The 19,366-nt window shown below is 44.3% G+C and carries 15 protein-coding genes; 4 read left to right on the top strand and 11 right to left on the bottom strand.

Features of this window, described 5'->3' with window-relative positions; genetic code table 11:
- Positions 1 to 103 precede the first annotated feature (103 nt).
- Positions 104 to 958: a LysR family transcriptional regulator gene (locus tag R7127_RS01720; protein WP_044129573.1), complete on the top strand. Its 855-nt coding sequence runs from the start codon at positions 104 to 106 to the stop codon at positions 956 to 958.
- Here R7127_RS01720 and R7127_RS01715 read toward each other — a convergent pair.
- Positions 900 to 1,679, bottom strand: a complete 780-nt coding sequence (locus tag R7127_RS01715) for a TSUP family transporter (RefSeq protein WP_017821480.1) — start codon at positions 1,677 to 1,679, stop codon at positions 900 to 902. The two genes, R7127_RS01720 and R7127_RS01715, sit on opposite strands and share 59 nt — an antisense overlap.
- Positions 1,680 to 1,928: 249 nt before the next feature.
- Between R7127_RS01715 and R7127_RS01710 the strand changes: the two genes are divergently transcribed.
- Positions 1,929 to 2,843: a hypothetical protein gene (locus R7127_RS01710; RefSeq protein WP_025768414.1), complete on the top strand. Its 915-nt coding sequence runs from the start codon at positions 1,929 to 1,931 to the stop codon at positions 2,841 to 2,843.
- On the top strand, positions 2,833 to 3,252 hold the full coding sequence (locus R7127_RS01705; RefSeq protein WP_155396149.1) for a hypothetical protein: 420 nt from the start codon (positions 2,833 to 2,835) through the stop codon (positions 3,250 to 3,252). Before R7127_RS01710 ends, R7127_RS01705 begins: the two co-directional genes overlap by 11 nt.
- A 75-nt stretch (positions 3,253 to 3,327) precedes the next feature.
- On the opposite strand, the gene carB is transcribed toward R7127_RS01705, so the two are convergent.
- The 5 genes from carB to secA all read right to left on the bottom strand — a co-directional run bounded on the left by carB (position 3,328) and on the right by secA (position 12,402).
- On the bottom strand, positions 3,328 to 6,561 hold the full coding sequence (carB, locus tag R7127_RS01700) for a carbamoyl-phosphate synthase large subunit (RefSeq protein WP_005381854.1): 3,234 nt from the start codon (positions 6,559 to 6,561) through the stop codon (positions 3,328 to 3,330).
- A 16-nt stretch (positions 6,562 to 6,577) separates the two neighbouring features.
- On the bottom strand, positions 6,578 to 7,717 hold the full coding sequence (gene carA / locus R7127_RS01695) for a glutamine-hydrolyzing carbamoyl-phosphate synthase small subunit (protein ID WP_017821483.1): 1,140 nt from the start codon (positions 7,715 to 7,717) through the stop codon (positions 6,578 to 6,580).
- Positions 7,718 to 8,198: 481 nt separating this feature from the next.
- Complete coding sequence (gene dapB, locus R7127_RS01690) at positions 8,199 to 9,008, bottom strand: 4-hydroxy-tetrahydrodipicolinate reductase (protein WP_005381860.1); 810 nt, start codon at positions 9,006 to 9,008, stop codon at positions 8,199 to 8,201.
- 110 nt (positions 9,009 to 9,118) lie between these two features.
- Positions 9,119 to 9,517, bottom strand: coding sequence for an 8-oxo-dGTP diphosphatase MutT (gene mutT, locus R7127_RS01685; RefSeq protein ID WP_318148294.1), 399 nt, complete (start codon positions 9,515 to 9,517; stop codon positions 9,119 to 9,121).
- Between the two features lie 155 nt (positions 9,518 to 9,672).
- Positions 9,673 to 12,402, bottom strand: a complete 2,730-nt coding sequence (secA, locus tag R7127_RS01680; protein WP_054578504.1) for a preprotein translocase subunit SecA — start codon at positions 12,400 to 12,402, stop codon at positions 9,673 to 9,675.
- A 407-nt stretch (positions 12,403 to 12,809) separates the two neighbouring features.
- Between secA and R7127_RS01675 the strand changes: the two genes are divergently transcribed.
- Positions 12,810 to 13,268, top strand: a complete 459-nt coding sequence (locus tag R7127_RS01675; protein WP_054578503.1) for a DUF721 domain-containing protein — start codon at positions 12,810 to 12,812, stop codon at positions 13,266 to 13,268.
- A 113-nt stretch (positions 13,269 to 13,381) separates the two neighbouring features.
- Here the strand turns inward: R7127_RS01675 and lpxC are convergent, their stop codons facing one another.
- The 5 genes from lpxC to murC form a co-directional block, all read right to left on the bottom strand.
- Entirely contained in the window at positions 13,382 to 14,299 is a 918-nt protein-coding gene (gene lpxC, locus R7127_RS01670; protein ID WP_005381871.1) for a UDP-3-O-acyl-N-acetylglucosamine deacetylase, read from the bottom strand.
- Between the two features lie 101 nt (positions 14,300 to 14,400).
- Positions 14,401 to 15,639, bottom strand: a complete 1,239-nt coding sequence (gene ftsZ, locus R7127_RS01665) for a cell division protein FtsZ (RefSeq protein WP_017633617.1) — start codon at positions 15,637 to 15,639, stop codon at positions 14,401 to 14,403.
- A gap of 30 nt (positions 15,640 to 15,669) precedes the next feature.
- A complete protein-coding gene (gene ftsA / locus R7127_RS01660) occupies positions 15,670 to 16,932 on the bottom strand; it encodes a cell division protein FtsA (protein WP_005372946.1) in 1,263 nt (420 codons plus the stop codon).
- On the bottom strand, positions 16,925 to 17,707 hold the full coding sequence (locus tag R7127_RS01655; protein ID WP_005387393.1) for a cell division protein FtsQ/DivIB: 783 nt from the start codon (positions 17,705 to 17,707) through the stop codon (positions 16,925 to 16,927). The genes ftsA and R7127_RS01655 overlap by 8 nt, the downstream gene beginning before the upstream one ends.
- Positions 17,708 to 17,899: 192 nt before the next feature.
- The gene (murC, locus tag R7127_RS01650; RefSeq protein WP_005387395.1) at positions 17,900 to 19,357 is read right to left on the bottom strand and encodes a UDP-N-acetylmuramate--L-alanine ligase; all 1,458 of its coding nucleotides are present in this window, start codon (positions 19,355 to 19,357) and stop codon (positions 17,900 to 17,902) included.
- Between the last annotated feature and the right edge of the window lie 9 nt (positions 19,358 to 19,366).

The following is a 19,366-nucleotide window of genomic DNA, read 5'->3' as shown; positions in this document are numbered from 1 at the left end:
AGTCGACCAAGTGTCGGCTCCTCTCATTTATGCTCATTTGATTCGCCAATTCTTGGGCAATTCGCTAAATTATCTCAACCATTCCTAACTTTCATTAATCATTATGTTGCTTGAAGGTATTGAAACGTTACTTATCCTCAGTAAAGAAAAAACCATGAGCCGCACGGGCAGTCAACTCTATATTAGTCAGTCTGCCGTGAGTAAACGTATTTCAAATCTAGAGAAGAAGTTAGGAAAAAAATTGATAGAGCCAAATGGTCGGCACATAAAGCTGACCTCCGATGGCCTTGCCCTCATAAACACAATAGAACCCACGTTCAATGAGTTAAGAGGAAAAATCTACGATCAACAACAAATAGAAGACACTTCTTTAATCAAAATGGACTGCTCTGAAACCTTAGTGGCGGGATACCTCAGCATGATCATGGCAGAACACTTTGCCCATGATCAGTACATACGAATATCGACCAATCATACGCCACGCATTATTGAGAATGTGAAATCAGGTAAAGCGACACTGGGATTCTGTGCTGGTTATTTACCGCCTCACCATGGATTAATGAGCCTTCACCTCGCCGATGAACCTTTCTCAATTGTCAGTCGACATTCACTTTCACAACTACCTAAAGCTATTTTGACCAATGACCTAACTAACCCTGCCAACACATATCAACAAGCTATTTTATCCAAACACGGAATCGAACCTTTGATGGAAATGGATTCGTATACTGCGGCAGCACAACTGGCTTTGGGAGGTATGGCTCCCGCTTTAATCCCTAAATCTATCCTAACGATACTTAATATCACACCTAAGTTCTGCTATGACTTTGAAGAGCTAGATCAGTTAGTTCGACCAATACATATCTGCTTACGTCACAGCACATATCGTAGCGAGCGAGTTAAAGCACTGACAGAATCCATTGCTGATGTTGTTGCCAAAGAAGTTTCGTTGCCATAAGCATCGACATCACTATAACTAGAGGACGAATCCATTTTTGCCCTTTACTTACCACGACCTTCGCCCCTAACTGAGCACCAAGAAAACCGCCAACAGCCATAGTTAAGCCAAGCTTCCACACTGGCAACCCAGCTAAGATAAAAAAGAGTAGTGCCGCAATGTTTGACGTGAAATTGAGGATTTTGGTTCTAGCTGTGGCTTCGACCAAAGAAAAGTGACCTAGTGCAACAAAACAAACAGTAAAAATAGATCCAGTCCCAGGGCCAAAAAAGCCATCATAGAAACCGATCCCGCCACCAATGCATAGCGCAAACATCGCTTCAGATAACTTTGGTTCTCCATCGATTTTTCGCGTACTTGGCGCGAGTAAAAAATAGAGGGAAATGGCTATCAAAAGAACAGGGATCAAACTGGTGAGTACGCTAGCATCAATAAACTGCACAGCCTCGGCACCGATTGCAGCGCCTATAAAAGTGCAGAGTATCGCAAAACGCATTTCCTTTAAGCTAACAATACCGTTACGCACGAAATACCAGCTAGCAGAGAAACTGCCAAACGAACTTTGTAACTTATTGGTCGCTAGAGCTTGAGTCGGACTCAACCCCGCAGCCAAAAGCGCAGGGAGCGTAATGAGCCCTCCCCCACCAGCCATCGCATCAATAAAGCCTGCGGCAGTCGCAACCAAAAATAAGGCCAACAAAATTTCAACCGTGATTTCCACTACACTTCCTTTTTGAAGAGGTATCAAAGAGGAAGAAACGGTAGCACTTATTCACAAAACTACCAATGGAAAGTCAAGACACCAATCTATTCCTAATTTTCATCAGTTAATAAATCTAGAGAATGATACATTAAAAATATCAATTACATCCAAATATAGAGCCTCACCTCAAGAGCCTCTTAATATTTTGATAGAAAAAGAAAATGCTGTCTTAATAGGAAATATTTAATCTGATAAAAAACGAAAATAATGGAAGCCTTACTGACTCGACCATCAATAAAAGAACAGCAATTACGCTTAAAAATCGAACAGATAGTGAATATTAATCAGCTATTCAGCGTTATTGACGCTAAACCAGAGACTAGCGGTGCGGGTGTAATTTATATTGATAACAAATTCACCGTTGTACGCTTAAGAGACTTTAAATCCACATGCCATATCAATCCTACCTTTATCATTCTACGAGAACCGATAAAATTACAATCATCTCAAGAATTTGCAAAAAAAATAAAACAGGAAGAGTCAAAATCAAGATTCAATCAAGAGCTTCTATCAGCGAGCATTAGCTGTATTGGTGCAGCGATTGGCTGGATTGGGGTAGTTGGTTCGGGGCTAACAATACCAGTAAGTGGTCCTGTGGGCGTAACTATGTCCTATATCTCACACGCCGCTACTGTTGCTGCCACAGCTCAATGTGCTATTGGAGTAGCAAGAACCCGTATGGTATCTAAATCACCAGACAAATTATCGGATATAGACAGTAATGAGTGGTATCAAAATACAACTAAAGCTTTAGATTACATCTCCTTAGCTGGAGCGGGCGCTAGTGGATATCAAACGATAAAAATGGTTCAATCTCTTAAGCAAACCACTAAGAAAGGCGTTCCCGAGATTCTAAAAGGCTTAAACAGACAAGAAAGAACAAGATTAACTAAAGAAATCATCCGTAAAAACCTTCCGAGCATTTCGAATAAAGCTCGTAAACAGCTAATGTTGTCAGGAGAAATTCCTAAGAGGTATTCGCAAGCAACAATATCCGCATCCATTTCTCATCAGCTTCTAGATGCAATTGGAGGCTCAATTAGCATAGTAGGAAGCGGTTATTCGGGAGAGTTAAGAAATCTTGCTATTGGAATCTATGAGGAATTGAAAGTTGAATACTAAATCAATTAGCATAGCAAACATCTCACTAAGTATATGTTTATACTTGGCATTGACTATTGGTCTGGCTATTAGCTTAAGCATTTGGAATGACTGGTTTTCTTTCACTCAACACATTGCTCTAGATACTTACCTCCTTACATTGGGAGCTATTACGGTTGTTGTTGTATGCATTCCAAACATTCTGACAATAAGCAAAGGATTAAGTGTTGCTGCAAAAATAAACTTACTTACTATCTCTTTTATCATTCTCACTTGCAGCATTAATTTTGTTGTAGCAAATGGTAGTACTATTTCTTCATCTTTGGGTACATTGCTTGCCATCATTAGCTTAATGATCTTCAAAAGCGAAGCATACCAATCGTTCCTAGCACACTTTAATGCTCTTCATTTTAGAAAAACCTCGATATAAAAAAGCCCGCTCAAATGAGCGGGCAATGAGGTTGTCATGTAAGCCCTGATTAATGAGCTTACAGATTTTTATCTGTTACGCGTCTAGACTCGCTTTCACTTTAGCGTGTAACTCTTGAACCGAAGTTACTGACGCTTTTGCGTCTGCAGTATGAGACATACATGTAGCGAACGCTGCATTCAGTGTCGTTGTGTAGTTCACTTTTTCAGCCAGTGCACCACGGCGTAGAACTTTCGAATCTTCAATCGCTTGACGACCAGCAGCCGTGTTTACGATGTAGGTGTATTCGTTGTTCTTGATGCGGTCAAGAATGTGTGGACGACCTTCGTGTACTTTGTTTACCAAACGTGGGTTAATACCCGCTTCGCCCAGAATTACAGCTGTACCGTGTGTCGCATCCAACTGGTAACCCAGTTTCACTAACTTAGAAGCTAGGTCAACAACACGCTCTTTATCACCTTCACGTACAGACAGTAGCGCACGACCACCTTCAGGATAAACCGCACCACAACCTAGCTCTGCTTTCGCGTAAGCTTCTGCGAACGTTGCACCCACACCCATTACTTCACCTGTTGAGCGCATTTCAGGGCCCAATAGAGGGTCAACACCAGGGAATTTGTTGAACGGCAGAACCACTTCTTTCACTGAGTAGTAAGGAGGGATAATCTCTTTAGTAAAGCCTTGTGACTCTAGAGATTGACCCGCCATTACACGTGCAGCGATTTTCGCTAGAGGAGCGCCTGTCGCTTTCGATACGAATGGTACCGTACGAGCAGCACGAGGGTTCACTTCAATTAGATAAACGTCGTTATCTTTCACAGCAAACTGCGTGTTCATCAAACCGCGCACACCGAGTTCGAATGCTAACTTCTCAACTTGCTCACGCATCTTGTCTTGAATTTCCTGACTTAGCGTGTATGCAGGCAGTGAACATGCAGAGTCACCAGAGTGAACACCCGCTTGTTCGATGTGCTCCATGATACCGCCGATAACGACGCGTTCACCGTCACAGATAGCATCAATATCAACTTCGGTTGCATCATCCAAGAAACGGTCTAGCAGAACTGGAGACTCGTTCGATACGCTTACTGCTTCGTTGAAGTAGCGACGCAGGTCTTGCTCGTCGTATACGATTTCCATCGCACGACCACCGAGTACATAAGATGGACGAACAACTAATGGGAAGCCAATTTCTTTCGATTTCTCAACCGCTTGCTCCATCGTTGTTACTGTCGCGTTTTCTGGCTGAAGTAGACCTAAACGGTCAACAGCGGCTTGGAAGCGTTCACGGTCTTCCGCACGGTCGATAGCATCTGGGCTAGTACCAATGATTGGCACACCAGCCGCTTCTAGAGCACGAGCCAGTTTAAGTGGCGTTTGACCACCGTACTGAACAATCACACCTTTTGGTTTTTCAACGCGAGCGATAGACAGTACATCTTCCAGAGTTACTGGCTCGAAGTACAGACGATCAGACGTATCGTAGTCAGTAGATACCGTTTCTGGGTTACAGTTAACCATAATGGTTTCGTAACCGTCTTCACGCAGCGCAAGTGATGCATGAACACAACAGTAATCGAATTCGATACCTTGGCCGATACGGTTTGGACCGCCACCAAGAACCATGATCTTATCTTTGTCTGTTGGGTTTGCTTCACATTCTTCATCGTAAGATGAGTACATGTAAGCCGTGTCAGAAGAAAACTCTGCTGCACATGTATCCACACGTTTGTAAACCGGATGAATATCAAACTGCTCACGAGCACGGCGAATTTCACTTTCAGCGACACCAAGCAATTTAGACAAGCGAGCATCAGAGAAGCCTTTGCGTTTCATCTGACGAAGCACTTCTTTGGTCAAACCTGCGTAGCCGCCCGCCTTGACTTGTTCTTCGAGTTTTACAATTTCTTCGATTTGAACCAGGAACCAGCGGTCGATTTGAGTCAAGTTGAACACACCGTCGACTGACATACCCGCTCGGAATGCATCGGCGATGTACCAGATACGCTCTGCACCTGCTTCTTTAAGTTCGTGACGAATCTTAGTCAGTGCATCTGGCGCTTCCAGATCGACCATCTCATCAAAACCAGTTGCGCCAACTTCTAGGCCACGCAGTGCTTTGTGAAGAGATTCTTGTTGGTTACGACCAATCGCCATTACCTCACCAACCGATTTCATCTGAGTTGTCAGACGATCGTTTGCACCAGCAAATTTCTCGAAGTTAAAGCGAGGGATCTTAGTTACGACGTAGTCGATAGTTGGTTCAAATGACGCAGGTGTTGCACCACCTGTGATGTCGTTTTGTAGTTCGTCTAGCGTAAAGCCAACAGCCAGTTTCGCGGCAATTTTCGCGATTGGGAAGCCTGTTGCTTTTGATGCTAGCGCAGAAGAGCGAGATACACGCGGGTTCATCTCGATGATGACCATACGACCATCTTTCGGGTTGATACCAAACTGTACGTTTGAACCACCTGTTTCAACACCAATCTCACGTAGAACGGCTAGCGATGCATTACGCATAAGCTGGTATTCTTTGTCAGTCAGTGTTTGTGCTGGAGCAACCGTGATTGAGTCACCCGTATGGATGCCCATTGGGTCAAAGTTCTCGATTGAACATACGATGATACAGTTGTCCGCTTTGTCACGAACGACTTCCATTTCGTACTCTTTCCAACCGATTAGCGACTCATCGATAAGAAGTTCGTTGGTCGGAGATAAGTCCAGACCACGACGACAGATTTCTTCGAACTCTTCTTTGTTGTACGCGATACCACCACCAGTGCCACCCATGGTGAACGATGGACGAATGATACAAGGGAAGCCAACCATATCTAAAACTTTGTAAGCTTCTTCCATGCTCTTCGCTGTATCTGCGCGAGGACACTCAAGGCCGATAGACTTCATCGCTTTATCAAAACGAGAACGGTCTTCCGCTTTGTCGATTGCATCAGCCGTTGCACCAATCATCTCTACGCCAAACTCTGCGAGAACGCCGTGCTTCTCTAAATCTAACGCACAGTTAAGTGCTGTCTGACCACCCATAGTTGGCAGAACTGCATCAGGACGTTCTTTCTCGATGATCTTGCGTACAACTTCCCACTGAATCGGCTCGATGTAAGTCGCATCTGCCATCTCTGGGTCAGTCATAATCGTTGCTGGGTTAGAGTTAACCAGGATAACTCGGTAGCCTTCTTCACGAAGAGCTTTACACGCTTGTGCGCCAGAGTAGTCAAACTCACATGCCTGACCGATAACAATCGGACCAGCACCAAGAATTAGAATACTTTGAATGTCAGTACGTTTTGGCATTATCTACTACTCCGAATTAAGCGCTGTGTTTTTTGATTAGTTCGATAAAGTGGTCAAATAGCGGTGCCGCGTCATGTGGACCAGGGCTCGCTTCTGGGTGACCTTGGAAGCTAAATGCTGGCTTGTCTGTGCGGTGGATACCTTGCAAAGAGCCATCAAATAGCGATACGTGAGTAGCACGTAAGTTTTCCGGTAATGTTGCTTCATCTGCCGCAAAGCCGTGGTTTTGCGAAGTGATCATCACAACGTTACGCTCTAAATCTTTTACTGGGTGGTTTGCACCGTGGTGACCAAACTTCATTTTCACCGTTTGCGCACCTGATGCTAGCGCCAGAATTTGGTGACCTAGACAAATACCAAAAATTGGCAGGCCTTTTTCTAGGAACACTTTGGTTGCTTCAATCGCGTAAGTACATGGTTCTGGGTCACCTGGGCCGTTCGATAAGAATACGCCATCTGGATTTAGTGCCAGAACTTCTTCCGCTGACGTTTCTGCAGGTACAACCGTTAAGCGGCAGCCGCGGTCAACCAACATTCGTAAGATGTTGCGTTTTGCGCCAAAGTCGTAAGCGACAACGTGGTATGGCAGCTCGCTGTCATCTTTCGCCTCTGGAAGTCCACCTTCAAGCGTCCACGAACCTTGCTTCCATTGATACGCTTCTTTTGTTGTAACTTCTTTCGCAAGGTCCATTCCTTTTAAGCCTGGGAATTCTTTTGCTTTCGCTAGTGCCAAAGCTTCGTCTAGGTTGTTGCCCGCAACAATACAGCCGTTTTGAGCACCTTTTTCACGCAGGATACGAGTGAGCTTACGAGTATCGATATCAGCGATGCCAACGATATTTTGAGACTTAAGATAATCAGAGAGGGATTGTTCGTTACGGAAGTTAGAAGCGATTAGAGGAAGATCGCGAATCACAAGGCCTTGTGCATGAATGGAAGAGGATTCTTCATCTTCGGAAGTGGTTCCGGTATTGCCAATATGAGGATAAGTGAGAGTGACGATTTGCTGAGAATAGGAAGGATCAGTGAGGATTTCTTGATACCCCGTCATCGAGGTATTAAAAACGACTTCACCAACGGAAAGACCATCTGCCCCTATGGACACTCCGCGGAACACTGTCCCATCTTCTAGGACCAACAGTGCTAATTTACCCAAGACAACCTCCAGAATAAAAATGCAAAAAAAATAAATCAAACTGCAAACATGCCTTCCTTTACCTATAAAATCTACATAAATAGGTATTTCAGACAAATTGGCGGTATTCTAAAGTTGGACTCGAAACCTGTCAACCTACAATCAAAAATAAATGATTAATTTCTAGCGAGTAAGGTCATTTTGAATCAGTAAGGCCCAAAAAGATAACTTTTACATGCTATTACATAGAGAGGCATAGAGGTTTAATGAATTTTACAAATTTGAACTTTTTAGAGATCACAAAAAAGTATGAGTTTTTCACGCAAACGTTCACTCGACAAAAAAGACATTAGTTTTTAGACATCAAAACCCAAAACACCCACAAAACAACCAAAACAACAACAAAAGTAAGCACCAAAATACTTTCTGTTAGAATCATTTCATTTACAAATAATTCTATAGATATAAAAAAGCCGGCTACCGCCGGCGAATAATTATGTATTTAGAGTTCATTCAATCCCAAAACATCTGTCATGGTATAAAAGCCCGCTGGTTTGGCACTCAACCAAACAGCGGCCTTGACGGCGCCATTAGCAAACGTCATACGATCGGTCGCTTTGTGCGTTATCTCCACTCGTTCCCCGATATCAGCAAACATGGCTGTGTGCTCACCGACGATATCGCCAGCGCGAATTGTAGCAAAGCCGATCTCATCTTTAGTACGTTCACCTGTGATACCTTCTCGCGCATAGACAGCTACATCATTCAGCTTGTTGCCCATCGCACCAGCAATGGCTTCGCCCATCCCGATAGCGGTACCAGAAGGAGCATCAACTTTATGACGATGATGTGCTTCGACAATCTCAACATCGCAGTAGTCGCCCATCACTTTGGCTGCTTTCTCAAGAAGCTTAAATACTAGGTTCACACCAACAGAGTAGTTAGGAGCCATGACAACAGGCACTTGCTTAGCGGCTTCGTCAATCAGTTCACGCTCTGCATCACTGAAACCAGTCGTCCCAATCACAATACTCTTTCCATGCTTCTTACACAGTTCAAGATTCGCCAACGTACTTACTGGGGCAGTAAAATCGATGATTACATCAAAATTATCGACGTCTTTAGCAAGATCATCCGTTAAGAACACATCGAATTTGCCTTCACCACAAAGTTCACCGATATCGACACCGACAAGTGAGGACTCAGGTCGTTCTGATCCCGCGCTCACTGTCGCCTCTGGGTTAAGGTGTGAAGCTTTAACCAAATTACGGCCCATTCGGCCTGCTGCTCCTGCGATTGCAATACGAACCATTGCGCTTTCTCTCCTTCTCTGGATAACGAGGTTTGCTCTCGTTCTCTCGTTTCGCTTAATCTGTTTAAACTAACAACATACCGTGGTTACCACAAGCAAGTTCATCAGGCTTAAGCGAACTCTTTTACGACACGCTCCAAGATAGGCACGTTCGCTTCAGGAAAGGCATAGTTACCCAATTCTCTTATCTCAACCCAGCGACCTTCTTGACCTTCTCGGCCGTAAGGCTCATTACTGAACTTAGATACCGTAACAAAATCAAACTTAAGTGATTTGTCTGGATAGTCATATTCCAAATGCTCGAAAAGGGCTTGCTCAGTAACTTCAATTCCTACTTCTTCTTCAAGTTCTCTTGCTAGAGCATGTTCAATACTTTCTCCTGACTCGACTTTCCCGCCGGGAAACTCCCAAAACCCGCCTTTATGCTTGTCGTCTGGACGCTTTGTAATAAAAATTTTTGATTTGTCTTGGTTAAAAATAATAGCCGCGACTATGTGAATTCTTTTCATAGGGGTTCCTAACTCTCAAGCCGTTACACTTCAACGGTCTTTGAATCTCTATAACTATCCGATGCTATCAAAACTTATGAAATTCGACAGCCACAGAATTTGCTTAAAAAAAGAGCCGCCTAGGCGACTCTTTAAAAAATAATCTGACTAATACGTTAGTCGATTTTGCCGTGGCACTGTTTATACTTCTTACCACTACCACAAGGGCAAGGCTCATTGCGACCTACTTTACGTTCATCACGTACCATTGGCTGACTTGAACCTTCTTCAGATTCATCACCTTCAGAAAGAGGGTTTTGTGCTGCTGCGTGTTGCGCTTGAGCACGACGAGCGGCCTCTTCAGCTTGCGCACGACGTTGCTCTTCCATACGTTCAACTTCTTCTTGTTGCTGAACTCGAACGCGAGATAGAACAGTAATCACATCAGTTTTCAGCGCTTCTAGTAGACCTTCAAACAGTTCAAACGATTCACGCTTGTATTCCTGTTTCGGGTTCTTCTGCGCATAGCCGCGTAAGTGAATACCCTGACGCAAGTGATCCATTGCTGCCAAGTGCTCTTTCCAAAGCGTATCCAGAGTTTGAAGCATAACCGATTTCTCGAAGTTACGAAGCACTTGGGCACCCACCACTTCCTCTTTCTCTTTGTACACTTCAACGGCTAGATTGATGATCTTCTCGCGTAGCGCCTCTTCGTAAAGCTTATCGTCTTCTTCAAGCCATTGCTTCACTGGTGCATCAAGATCGAAGTCTGCTTTCAAGCGCTCTTGCAGACCTTCAACGTCCCACATATCTTCTAGTGATTGTGGCGGGATGTACTCATCAATAACCGCTGTTAGCACATCTTCACGGTTTTGCTCGATCATACCGCTGATGTCTTCAACGTTCATCAATTCGTCGCGCAGCTCGTAGACAACCTTACGCTGATCGTTCGCCACATCATCGTATTCTAGTAGCTGCTTACGGATATCAAAGTTACGACCTTCCACTTTGCGCTGTGCTTTTTCAATTGAGCGAGAAAGCATTTTCGATTCAATAGCTTCACCTTCTTCCATACCACTTTGAATAAGGCTCGCCATACGATCAGAAGTGAAAATACGTAACAAAGAGTCTTCCATAGATAGGTAGAAGCGCGATGAACCCGCATCACCTTGACGACCAGAACGACCACGTAGCTGGTTATCAATACGGCGAGATTCGTGGCGCTCAGTACCAATGATGTGTAGACCACCAGCATCTAATACTTGATCATGTACAACTTTCCACTCTGCTTTAATCGCATCGATTTGTTCTTGAGTTGGGTTCTCCAAAGCTTCCACTTTTGATTGCCAACTACCGCCAAGCACAATATCCGTACCACGACCGGCCATGTTGGTCGCGATAGTTACCGCACCAGGCATACCCGCTTCAGCGACAATTTCCGCTTCCTTCTCATGGAATTTTGCATTCAATACGTTGTGTTTGATCTTAGCCTTCTTCAATGCGTTAGAAAGAAGTTCTGATTTTTCAATCGATACGGTACCAACCAATGTTGGCTGACCTTTCGCAACGCGCTCTTTGATATCTTCAATGATTGCAGCAAACTTCTCAGCTTCGGTACGGTACACCACATCCGGCATATCGTTACGAATCATAGGTTTGTTGGTTGGGATAACCACCGTTTCCAAGCCATAAATAGATTGGAACTCAAACGCTTCAGTATCCGCAGTACCTGTCATACCAGACAGTTTTTCGTATAAGCGGAAGTAGTTCTGGAAGGTAATCGAAGCCAAAGTTTGGTTTTCGTTTTGAATCTTAACGCCTTCTTTCGCTTCTACTGCTTGGTGAAGACCTTCAGACCAACGACGACCTGGCATTGTACGACCAGTATGTTCATCAACAATTACTACTTCACCTTCGTCAGTAACGATGTAATCAACGTTGCGCTCAAACAACACATGAGCACGCAAAGCGGCATTCACGTGATGTAACATGCTGATGTTAGTCGGAGAGTAAAGTGTGTCACCCTCTTCCATAAGACCATTTTTCACCAACAGTTCTTCAACGTACTCTTGGCCCGTTTCTGTGAGGTATACTTGCTTTGATTTCTCATCAACAGTGTAGTGACCATCACCACGATATTCTTCAGAGTCTTCTTTGTCTTGCTTTTTAAGATGCGGGATCAAAAGGTTGATTCGGGTGTATAGCTCAGAGCTATCTTCAGCAGGACCAGAAATGATTAAAGGGGTACGAGCTTCATCAATTAGGATTGAGTCCACCTCATCGACAACTGCAAAGAAGCGTTCACGTTGTACGCGATCTTCGCTACGGAAAGCCATATTGTCACGAAGGTAGTCAAAACCAAATTCATTGTTCGTTCCGTACAAGATGTCAGCTTGGTACGCTTCTTTTTTCTCTTGAGGAGGCATGTTTGGCACGTTTACGCCAACAGTCATACCTAAAAATTCAAATAGAGGGCGGTTTGTCTCTGCATCACGTTTAGCTAGATAATCGTTCACTGTTACAATGTGAACGCCTTTACCAGCCAGGGCATTTAGGTAAGCAGGAAGCGTTGCCGTCAGCGTTTTACCTTCACCCGTACGCATTTCAGCGATTTGACCCGCATTTAGAACCATACCACCGATAAGCTGGACGTCGAAGTGGCGCATACCGTAGACACGCTTAGATGCTTCACGAACCGTAGCAAAAGCTTCTGGAAGTAGTTTATCAAGAGTTTCACCCTTCTCTAGGCGCTCACGGAATTCAACCGTCTTTGCTTTTAACTCTTCGTCACTTAGAGCTTCGAATGTTGGCTCAAAGTTATTAATTTCTTTTACAATTTTTCTAAGGCGGCGCAGTGTTCGGTCGTTGCGACTGCCAATCACTTTTGTCAGTAGCTTAGTTATCATTTTTCGTGAATCTCTCTTTATTCAGACCGTTCCCGATCTACTCATAATGCCTTCAGTCTCTGCCAGTTTGGAACTAAGAATACTGAGATAAATCATTTATCAAAGATATTGAGTTCAAACATCCATATTTCAAGGCTAAGTTTTGAAACAATGTGGCTTAGTGTAAGGATTTTTAATCGATACAACCATAAATAGACGTATTTGTTTGAAGCACTCTGAAGTTTTTACTTAAAGTGGTGACTGATTAGCCGATATTGCATACCGCAATATGTGTAATCCATCCAGAGCAAACTTTGCTTTTTACCTTGCTACATTGTAAAACTGAAGCTAAAGACGTTAATGTAAACTATACCTTGATAGAAAGCTGCTCTAGAATAGCTATATCTCAACAAAATTAGATTTTACCTATGCGTGATCACCGTCCAACCTCGACTGAAGATGTTATTGCTGAGTCACAGTTCAAGCAGATTCAAGAACATGCTGGAGAAATCTTACAGCTTAACCAAGCTTTGCAAGAGATCTTACCCATGGGGACGGCCGATCATTGCCGAGTAGCGAATGTTCGTAACGGCCATCTATTGATCGATGTCTCTAGTGCCGCAATCAAAATGAAGATCGATTACGATCGCCTCATGATCCTAAATAAACTTCGTACTCAAGGCTTTGCCAAGCTGATGAGCGTTGAAGTGAGGATCAATCCTTCACTATATAGAAACCGCTTTCAACAAGACGACAGACCTAAGCGTCCACCACTAACAGAATCTGCAGCAAAGTCATTAATGACGATTGCCGACATGGCGCCACCTAAAATTCAAGAGCGTTTAAAACGATTAGCCGATATGGCAGAAAAGGAAGATCGTAAGTGAACGTTATTTCAATATGCTGAAAGCTTGAATGTTATTGATAAGTAGAAGATTAAAGCCAAATAGCAAAAAACCAGGCATAAGCCTGGTTTTTTATTAATTCTAATGCCAAGTATTTACGCAAGCACCATATTTGGTTCTGCGAATGCTACTGGTGAGCCGACTTCTTCTTCGAATGTAGTCCACTCCCACGCTTCCTGATCTGCAAGAACAGCACGTAACAGTTGGTTATTTAAACCGTGGCCAGATTTAAAGGCACGGAATTCACCAATGATTGGGTGGCCACACATGTAAAGGTCACCAATCGCATCCAACACTTTGTGAGTCACAAACTCATTTTCAAAGCGTAGACCTTCTTCATTAAGAATACGGTAATCATCCAAAACGATAGCATTGTCAAAACTACCACCCAAAACTAGGTTTTGAGATTGTAGATATTCGATATCACGCATAAAGCCAAACGTACGTGCTCGAGAAATCTCACGAACAAAGCCTTTTGACGAGAAATCAAACAGCAAACGTTGCTCGTCTGATTCAATCGCTGGGTGATTAAACTCAATTTCGAAGTCCATACGGAAGCCGTTAAATGGTACAAATTCTGCCCATTTATCACCATCTTCAAAACGAACTGGCTTTTTGATACGGATGAAGCGTTTTGGCGCATTTTGCGTTTCGATACCTGCTTGTTGTAGCAAGTATACAAATGGGCTTGCACTACCATCCATGATCGGAATTTCAGGTGCGTCTACTTCGACAACAATGTTATCGATGCCCATACCAGCAAGTGCCGCATTCAAGTGCTCAACAGTTGAAATACGCACACCTTCATCGTTTACCAATGCAGTACAAAGCATGGTGTCACGAACTGAAGCTGGATCAGCTGGAAAATCTACAGGTGGATTTACATCTGTACGACGGTAAATGATACCTGTATTTGCAGCAGCCGGGCGCAGAGTAAGTGTGACTTTACGACCAGAGTGGAGACCCACACCAGTTGTTTTCACTATTTCTTTCAGAGTACGTTGTCTGATCATCTGCTTGCCTCTCAAAAATTTGCTACAAAACACGGCCGTCTGTAACGTCGACCGTGAATGCTACCATAATTTTGAGCCATGTCAAATTTATGGGTTAAAGATTAATCAGCCTGACGACGCAAAAATGCCGGTATATCTAAATAACCACTTTCCTTTTCTTGCTTTGGAGCCGCAGAACTTTGGCTCGACGAAGCTGGAGAAGAAGGAGCAGTGTTTGTCGGCTGAGGAGTTACCTGTGGCTTCTCTTGCACTTGATTATTTTGCAAGGTCTGTGCCGGTTTTTCTTCAGCTTGCGTTGCCGCTGCTTGTTGCTGTGGTTGAGCTTGCGGCGTCGGTGCCACTTTCGCTTTACCACCCGCAACTAGCGTGATATCTGGCTTTTTCTCATTACCAATACCTGTCGCTACAACTGTTACGCGGATTTCGTCAGTCATATCAGGGTCTAGAGAAGTACCGATAACAACAGTCGCATTGTCAGAAGCGAATGCCTTCACTGTATTACCAACCGTCTCAAACTCGTCAAGACGCATATCCAGACCAGCAGTAATATTGACAAGAACACCACGAGCGCCCGCTAGATCGATGTCTTCCAGAAGTGGGCTAGAAATTGCCATTTCAGCCGCTTCTTCAGCACGGTCTTCACCTTTGGCGATGCCGCTACCCATCATTGCGTGACCCATTTCAGACATTACAGTTCTTACGTCCGCAAAGTCGACATTGATCATGCCAGGGCGAGTAATTAGCTCAGCAATACCTTGAACGGCATTCTTAAGAACATCGTTAGCGCTTGCAAAAGCTTCCAGTAGTGTTACACCACGACCAAGTACTTTAAGTAGCTTTTCGTTTGGAATCGTGATCAAAGAGTCAACATGCTTAGAGAGCTCATCGATACCTTGCTCAGCAAATGCCAAACGCTTTTTACCTTCAAAACTAAACGGTTTAGTTACTACCGCTACTGTTAGAATGCCAAGCTCTTTAGCCACTTCAGCAATAACAGGCGCTGCACCAGTACCGGTACCGCCACCCATACCAGCTGCGATAAACACCATATCGGCGCCAGTCAGGGAATCTTTAATTCGATCTCTGTCTTCGAGAGCTGCGTCACGGCCAACCTGTGGATTAGCACCTGCACCCAGACCTTTAGTGATATCACCACCGATCTGAATAACATTGCCAACGCTTGTCTTACGAAGTGCTTGCGCATCAGTGTTGACGCTGATGAATTCCACACCTTCGATGGATTCACGCACCATGTGTTCAACGGCGTTACCACCGCCGCCACCAACCCCAACGACCTTGATTACTGCATCGTCAGACATTTCCATCATCGGTTCAAACATGTGTTGTCTCCGTTTATCCTGCAACTCAGGTTAAAACTCTTTTTGTATCCAGTTACGCAATTTATCGAAAAAGCCAGTTACAGATGAGCGTTTAGGTTCATTATAATCGCTATCGTCGCTAGACTGCATGTCTCTTGCGTAATGAAGTAATCCAACTGCCGTAGAATGGTACGGCTCTTTTACATAGTCAGTTAATCCGCTGACTTCGAGCGGTTTGCCGACCCTTACTTGATTGCGGAATACGCGTTCCGCACATTCTACCACTCCGTCCATTTGCGCAGCACCGCCAGTGAGTACAACTCCCGCGGCGAGATGGTGCTTGATACCCTCTTCGCGCAATTTTGCTTGTACAGAGTCGATAGTTTGGTTAACCAGTCCCATAAGCTCAGAGTAGCGTGGCTCAATCACTTCTGACAACGTTTGACGTTGCAGGCTACGTGATGGTCGTCCACCTACGCTTGGTACATTAACCGTGTCATCCTTACTGACCAGTTCACTCAAAGCACAGCCATATTTGACTTTTATTTCTTCAGCATCGCTCACTGGCGTACCAAAAGCAAAAGCAATATCACTGGTTACAGCATTTCCTGCGTACGAAAATACTTCTGTGTGACGTAACGCACCGCCAGTCCAGATGGCCACATCCATCGTGCCGGCGCCAATATCAACCACACAAACTCCAAGCTCTCTTTCATCCTCGGTGATTACTGCATTACTAGCAGCAAGCCCAGAAAATACGAGTTGTTCTACTTTAAGGCCGCAGCGTTCTACCGCCTTAATAATGTTGCGTGCCATGTCATTATGGCATGAGATAAGGTGGACACTCACTTCCATTCTTACCCCAGATAAACCAAGCGGATTTTTGATTCCCTCTTGGTAATCAATGGTGAACTCTTGCGGGATCACATGAAGAATTCGCTGTTCATCACCGATTTTAATCGATTTTGCGGTATGGATAGCGCGATCCATGTCTTCTTGAGACACCTCTTCATCAGAAATAGTGCCCATACCTTTTTCAATTCGGCTTGCGATATGCTTACCAGACAACGAAATGAAGACTCGGCTGATCTGGCACTCTGCCATTAATTCAGCTTGATCAATTGCACGTTGTACTGATTTTACAACCGACTCCAAATCATTCACGCCACCTTTATCCATTCCGCGTGAGGGGCTACTACCTGCGCCAATAATATTAATTTGACCGTCTGGTAAAACCTCACCCACTAGAGCCGATACGGTTGCAGTGCCTATATCAAGACCAACAATAATGTTGTCATCAGCGGCCTTAGTCATCTGTACTCTCTTCTAACTCTTGTTCAGGGAACCAACCAACTGCGGCCCCTGTATCGTACCTAAGATCGATATAACTGATTCTTTGCGTGTCACTGCCAAGCTTGTTATAGAGCTTAAAAAAGCGCTCTATACGCTCAAGAAGAGACTCTTTACCGAGCTCTAATCGAATACCGTTATCAAGGATGATTTGCCAAGCTCGTCGCTCGTTTAATACCAGAGACGATATCGCTAAACCCAATTGCTGAAACTTAGGACTCAAATCACGGTAAGTCTGTAAGACTTCCGGTCCGCTATCTTTGGGTCCGTACAGCTTCACTTTTTCTTCTTGCAACAGAGCAACATCTCCATCAAAAACGAACCCGTTTTTATCTAACAGTTCGTTGCCATTCCAAATGGCTTCTGGTTGATGCTCCGTCAAAAAAACTTTTACTGTATCCGGCCACTGCTTTCGGATTGCGGCATGCGCTACCCATGGCAGAGCTTCGACACTTTGCTGTAATACATCAATATCCTGGGACATAAATGTACCGATGTGATCAATTCGACTAAATGCAGCCTGCACATCGTCAGCTTGGACATACTCCAGTTTCCCCTGAAGTACTATTTTGGAGAGAGGTAACCTTTGGTCATCCCACATCCAACTGATCGCCGCGTACAAAACAGAACTAATTAAAGTCACAACCACAACGAAAAATAACGCACCCAAGATTTTTTCTTGGCGACCACGGTTGTTACCCGTGTTTGGTCGCTCGTCATTCAGTGCAATATTCAACAACGTCTTCGTTTCCTGACTTTTGTCGTGTACTTTTTACCCATATAATTACGCAGAGGTAAAAGTCTTGACTTTAACCTTGGGATTATACTGAGCTCTTGTAAACTATCAAACACTGATAGCAATAAATCACAATGATATTGACGCAAAATCGAGATCTGAGTCTTTATCTGTCCTTCGCGTCAACAATATGTGTCAGCCAAGCATCTTGTTTATATTCAATTTAAGACCTGCCAGCTGTTTCGCCACTTTACCAATATCACCCGCACCTTGCGTTAAGATTAGGTCGCCGTCTTGTATAACGTTAGCTAAAACTGAAGGTAATTGCTCGATTTCTGGAACAAAAATCGGATCTACCTTGCCTCGGCTGCGAATTGTGCGACATAAAGCGCGCCCATCAGCCCCTGCAATCGGCTTTTCACCCGCTGCGTAAACATCCAGCATGATCAATACATCTACCTGTTCAAGCACATTCGCGAAATCATCGTATAAATCACGAGTACGGCTATAACGGTGCGGTTGGAAAATCATCACCAAACGCTTGTCTTGCCAACCACTGCGTGCTGCATTAATGGTTACATCCACTTCTGTGGGATGATGGCCGTAATCATCAACAAGCATTGCATGGCCGTTGCCAGTATCAAACTCGCCAAGGTGATCAAAACGTCTTCCCGTACCTTGCGTACCAGCCATTGCCTTTAGGATCGCATCGTCTTCAATGTCATCTTCAGTAGCAACCGCAATCGCAGCAGACGCATTCAATGCATTGTGACGACCTGGAATATTCAGCGTGATATCTAAGTTAGCTCGCCCTTTACGTACTACCGTAAATTTGCCTTGCTGCCCCTCTTGACGATAATCTTCAATACGTACGTCGGCATCTTCAGAAAAACCGTAAGTTATCACTTGACGACTAATACGTGGGATTAACTCTCGAACCACAGGATCGTCAATGCAAACAATTGCTTGGCCGTAAAACGGTAGATTATGAAGGAAATCGATGAAGGTTTGCTTTAAGGTTTCAAAGTCACCACCATAGGTATCCATATGATCGGCTTCGATATTGGTAACAATGCTCACCATTGGTTGCAAGTGCAGGAATGACGCGTCACTTTCATCTGCCTCTGCAATTAGAATACGACTCGAGCCTAGACGCGCATTTGTACCTGCGCTTTTCACCAAACCGCCATTCACAAACGTTGGATCAAGACCGGCTTCAGAATAGATTTGAGTAACAAGAGCGGTCGTCGTGGTTTTACCGTGTGTACCCGCAACGGCAATACCGTGACGGAATCGCATCAATTCAGCCAACATCTCTGCGCGGCGTACAATAGGGATGCGTAATTCACGTGCCGCCATCACTTCTGGGTTTTCTTCGTTGATCGCCGTTGACACAACAACCACACTGGCTTTTTCTACATTACTGGCTTGATGACCAATAAATACCGTCGCACCTTTTGATACCAAACGCTCTGTCACAGCGTTCTCTGATAGATCAGAACCTGTGATTTGGTAGCCTTCGTTCAACAGCACTTCTGCAATGCCGCTCATGCCCGCACCACCAATACCGATGAAGTGGATGGATTTCACGCGGCGCATCTCTGGCACCATTGCGCGAATCTGAGCTAAGTCTTGTGTATGTTGGATTGTCATCAATTCTAT

Origin of the sequence: Vibrio sp. 1159, from assembly GCF_033340395.1 — a bacterium.
GTDB lineage: Bacteria > Pseudomonadota > Gammaproteobacteria > Enterobacterales > Vibrionaceae > Vibrio > Vibrio alginolyticus.
Note: the sequence above shows the minus strand (reverse complement) of the source record. Positions and strands in the feature narration are given on the sequence as shown.

What these genes read in the sequence shown, in the direction of transcription:
- mutT (WP_318148294.1), bottom strand. Translation starts at nt 9,517, where the DNA reads ATGAAAAGAATTCACATAGTCGCGGCTATTATTTTTAACCAAGACAAA.
- ftsZ (WP_017633617.1), bottom strand. Translation starts at nt 15,639, where the DNA reads ATGTTTGAACCGATGATGGAAATGTCTGACGATGCAGTAATCAAGGTC.
- R7127_RS01720 (WP_044129573.1), top strand. Translation starts at nt 104, where the DNA reads ATGTTGCTTGAAGGTATTGAAACGTTACTTATCCTCAGTAAAGAAAAA.
- ftsA (WP_005372946.1), bottom strand. Translation starts at nt 16,932, where the DNA reads ATGACTAAGGCCGCTGATGACAACATTATTGTTGGTCTTGATATAGGC.
- carB (WP_005381854.1), bottom strand. Translation starts at nt 6,561, where the DNA reads ATGCCAAAACGTACTGACATTCAAAGTATTCTAATTCTTGGTGCTGGT.
- secA (WP_054578504.1), bottom strand. Translation starts at nt 12,402, where the DNA reads ATGATAACTAAGCTACTGACAAAAGTGATTGGCAGTCGCAACGACCGA.
- murC (WP_005387395.1), bottom strand. Translation starts at nt 19,357, where the DNA reads ATGACAATCCAACATACACAAGACTTAGCTCAGATTCGCGCAATGGTG.
- R7127_RS01675 (WP_054578503.1), top strand. Translation starts at nt 12,810, where the DNA reads ATGCGTGATCACCGTCCAACCTCGACTGAAGATGTTATTGCTGAGTCA.
- R7127_RS01710 (WP_025768414.1), top strand. Translation starts at nt 1,929, where the DNA reads ATGGAAGCCTTACTGACTCGACCATCAATAAAAGAACAGCAATTACGC.
- lpxC (WP_005381871.1), bottom strand. Translation starts at nt 14,299, where the DNA reads ATGATCAGACAACGTACTCTGAAAGAAATAGTGAAAACAACTGGTGTG.
- dapB (WP_005381860.1), bottom strand. Translation starts at nt 9,008, where the DNA reads ATGGTTCGTATTGCAATCGCAGGAGCAGCAGGCCGAATGGGCCGTAAT.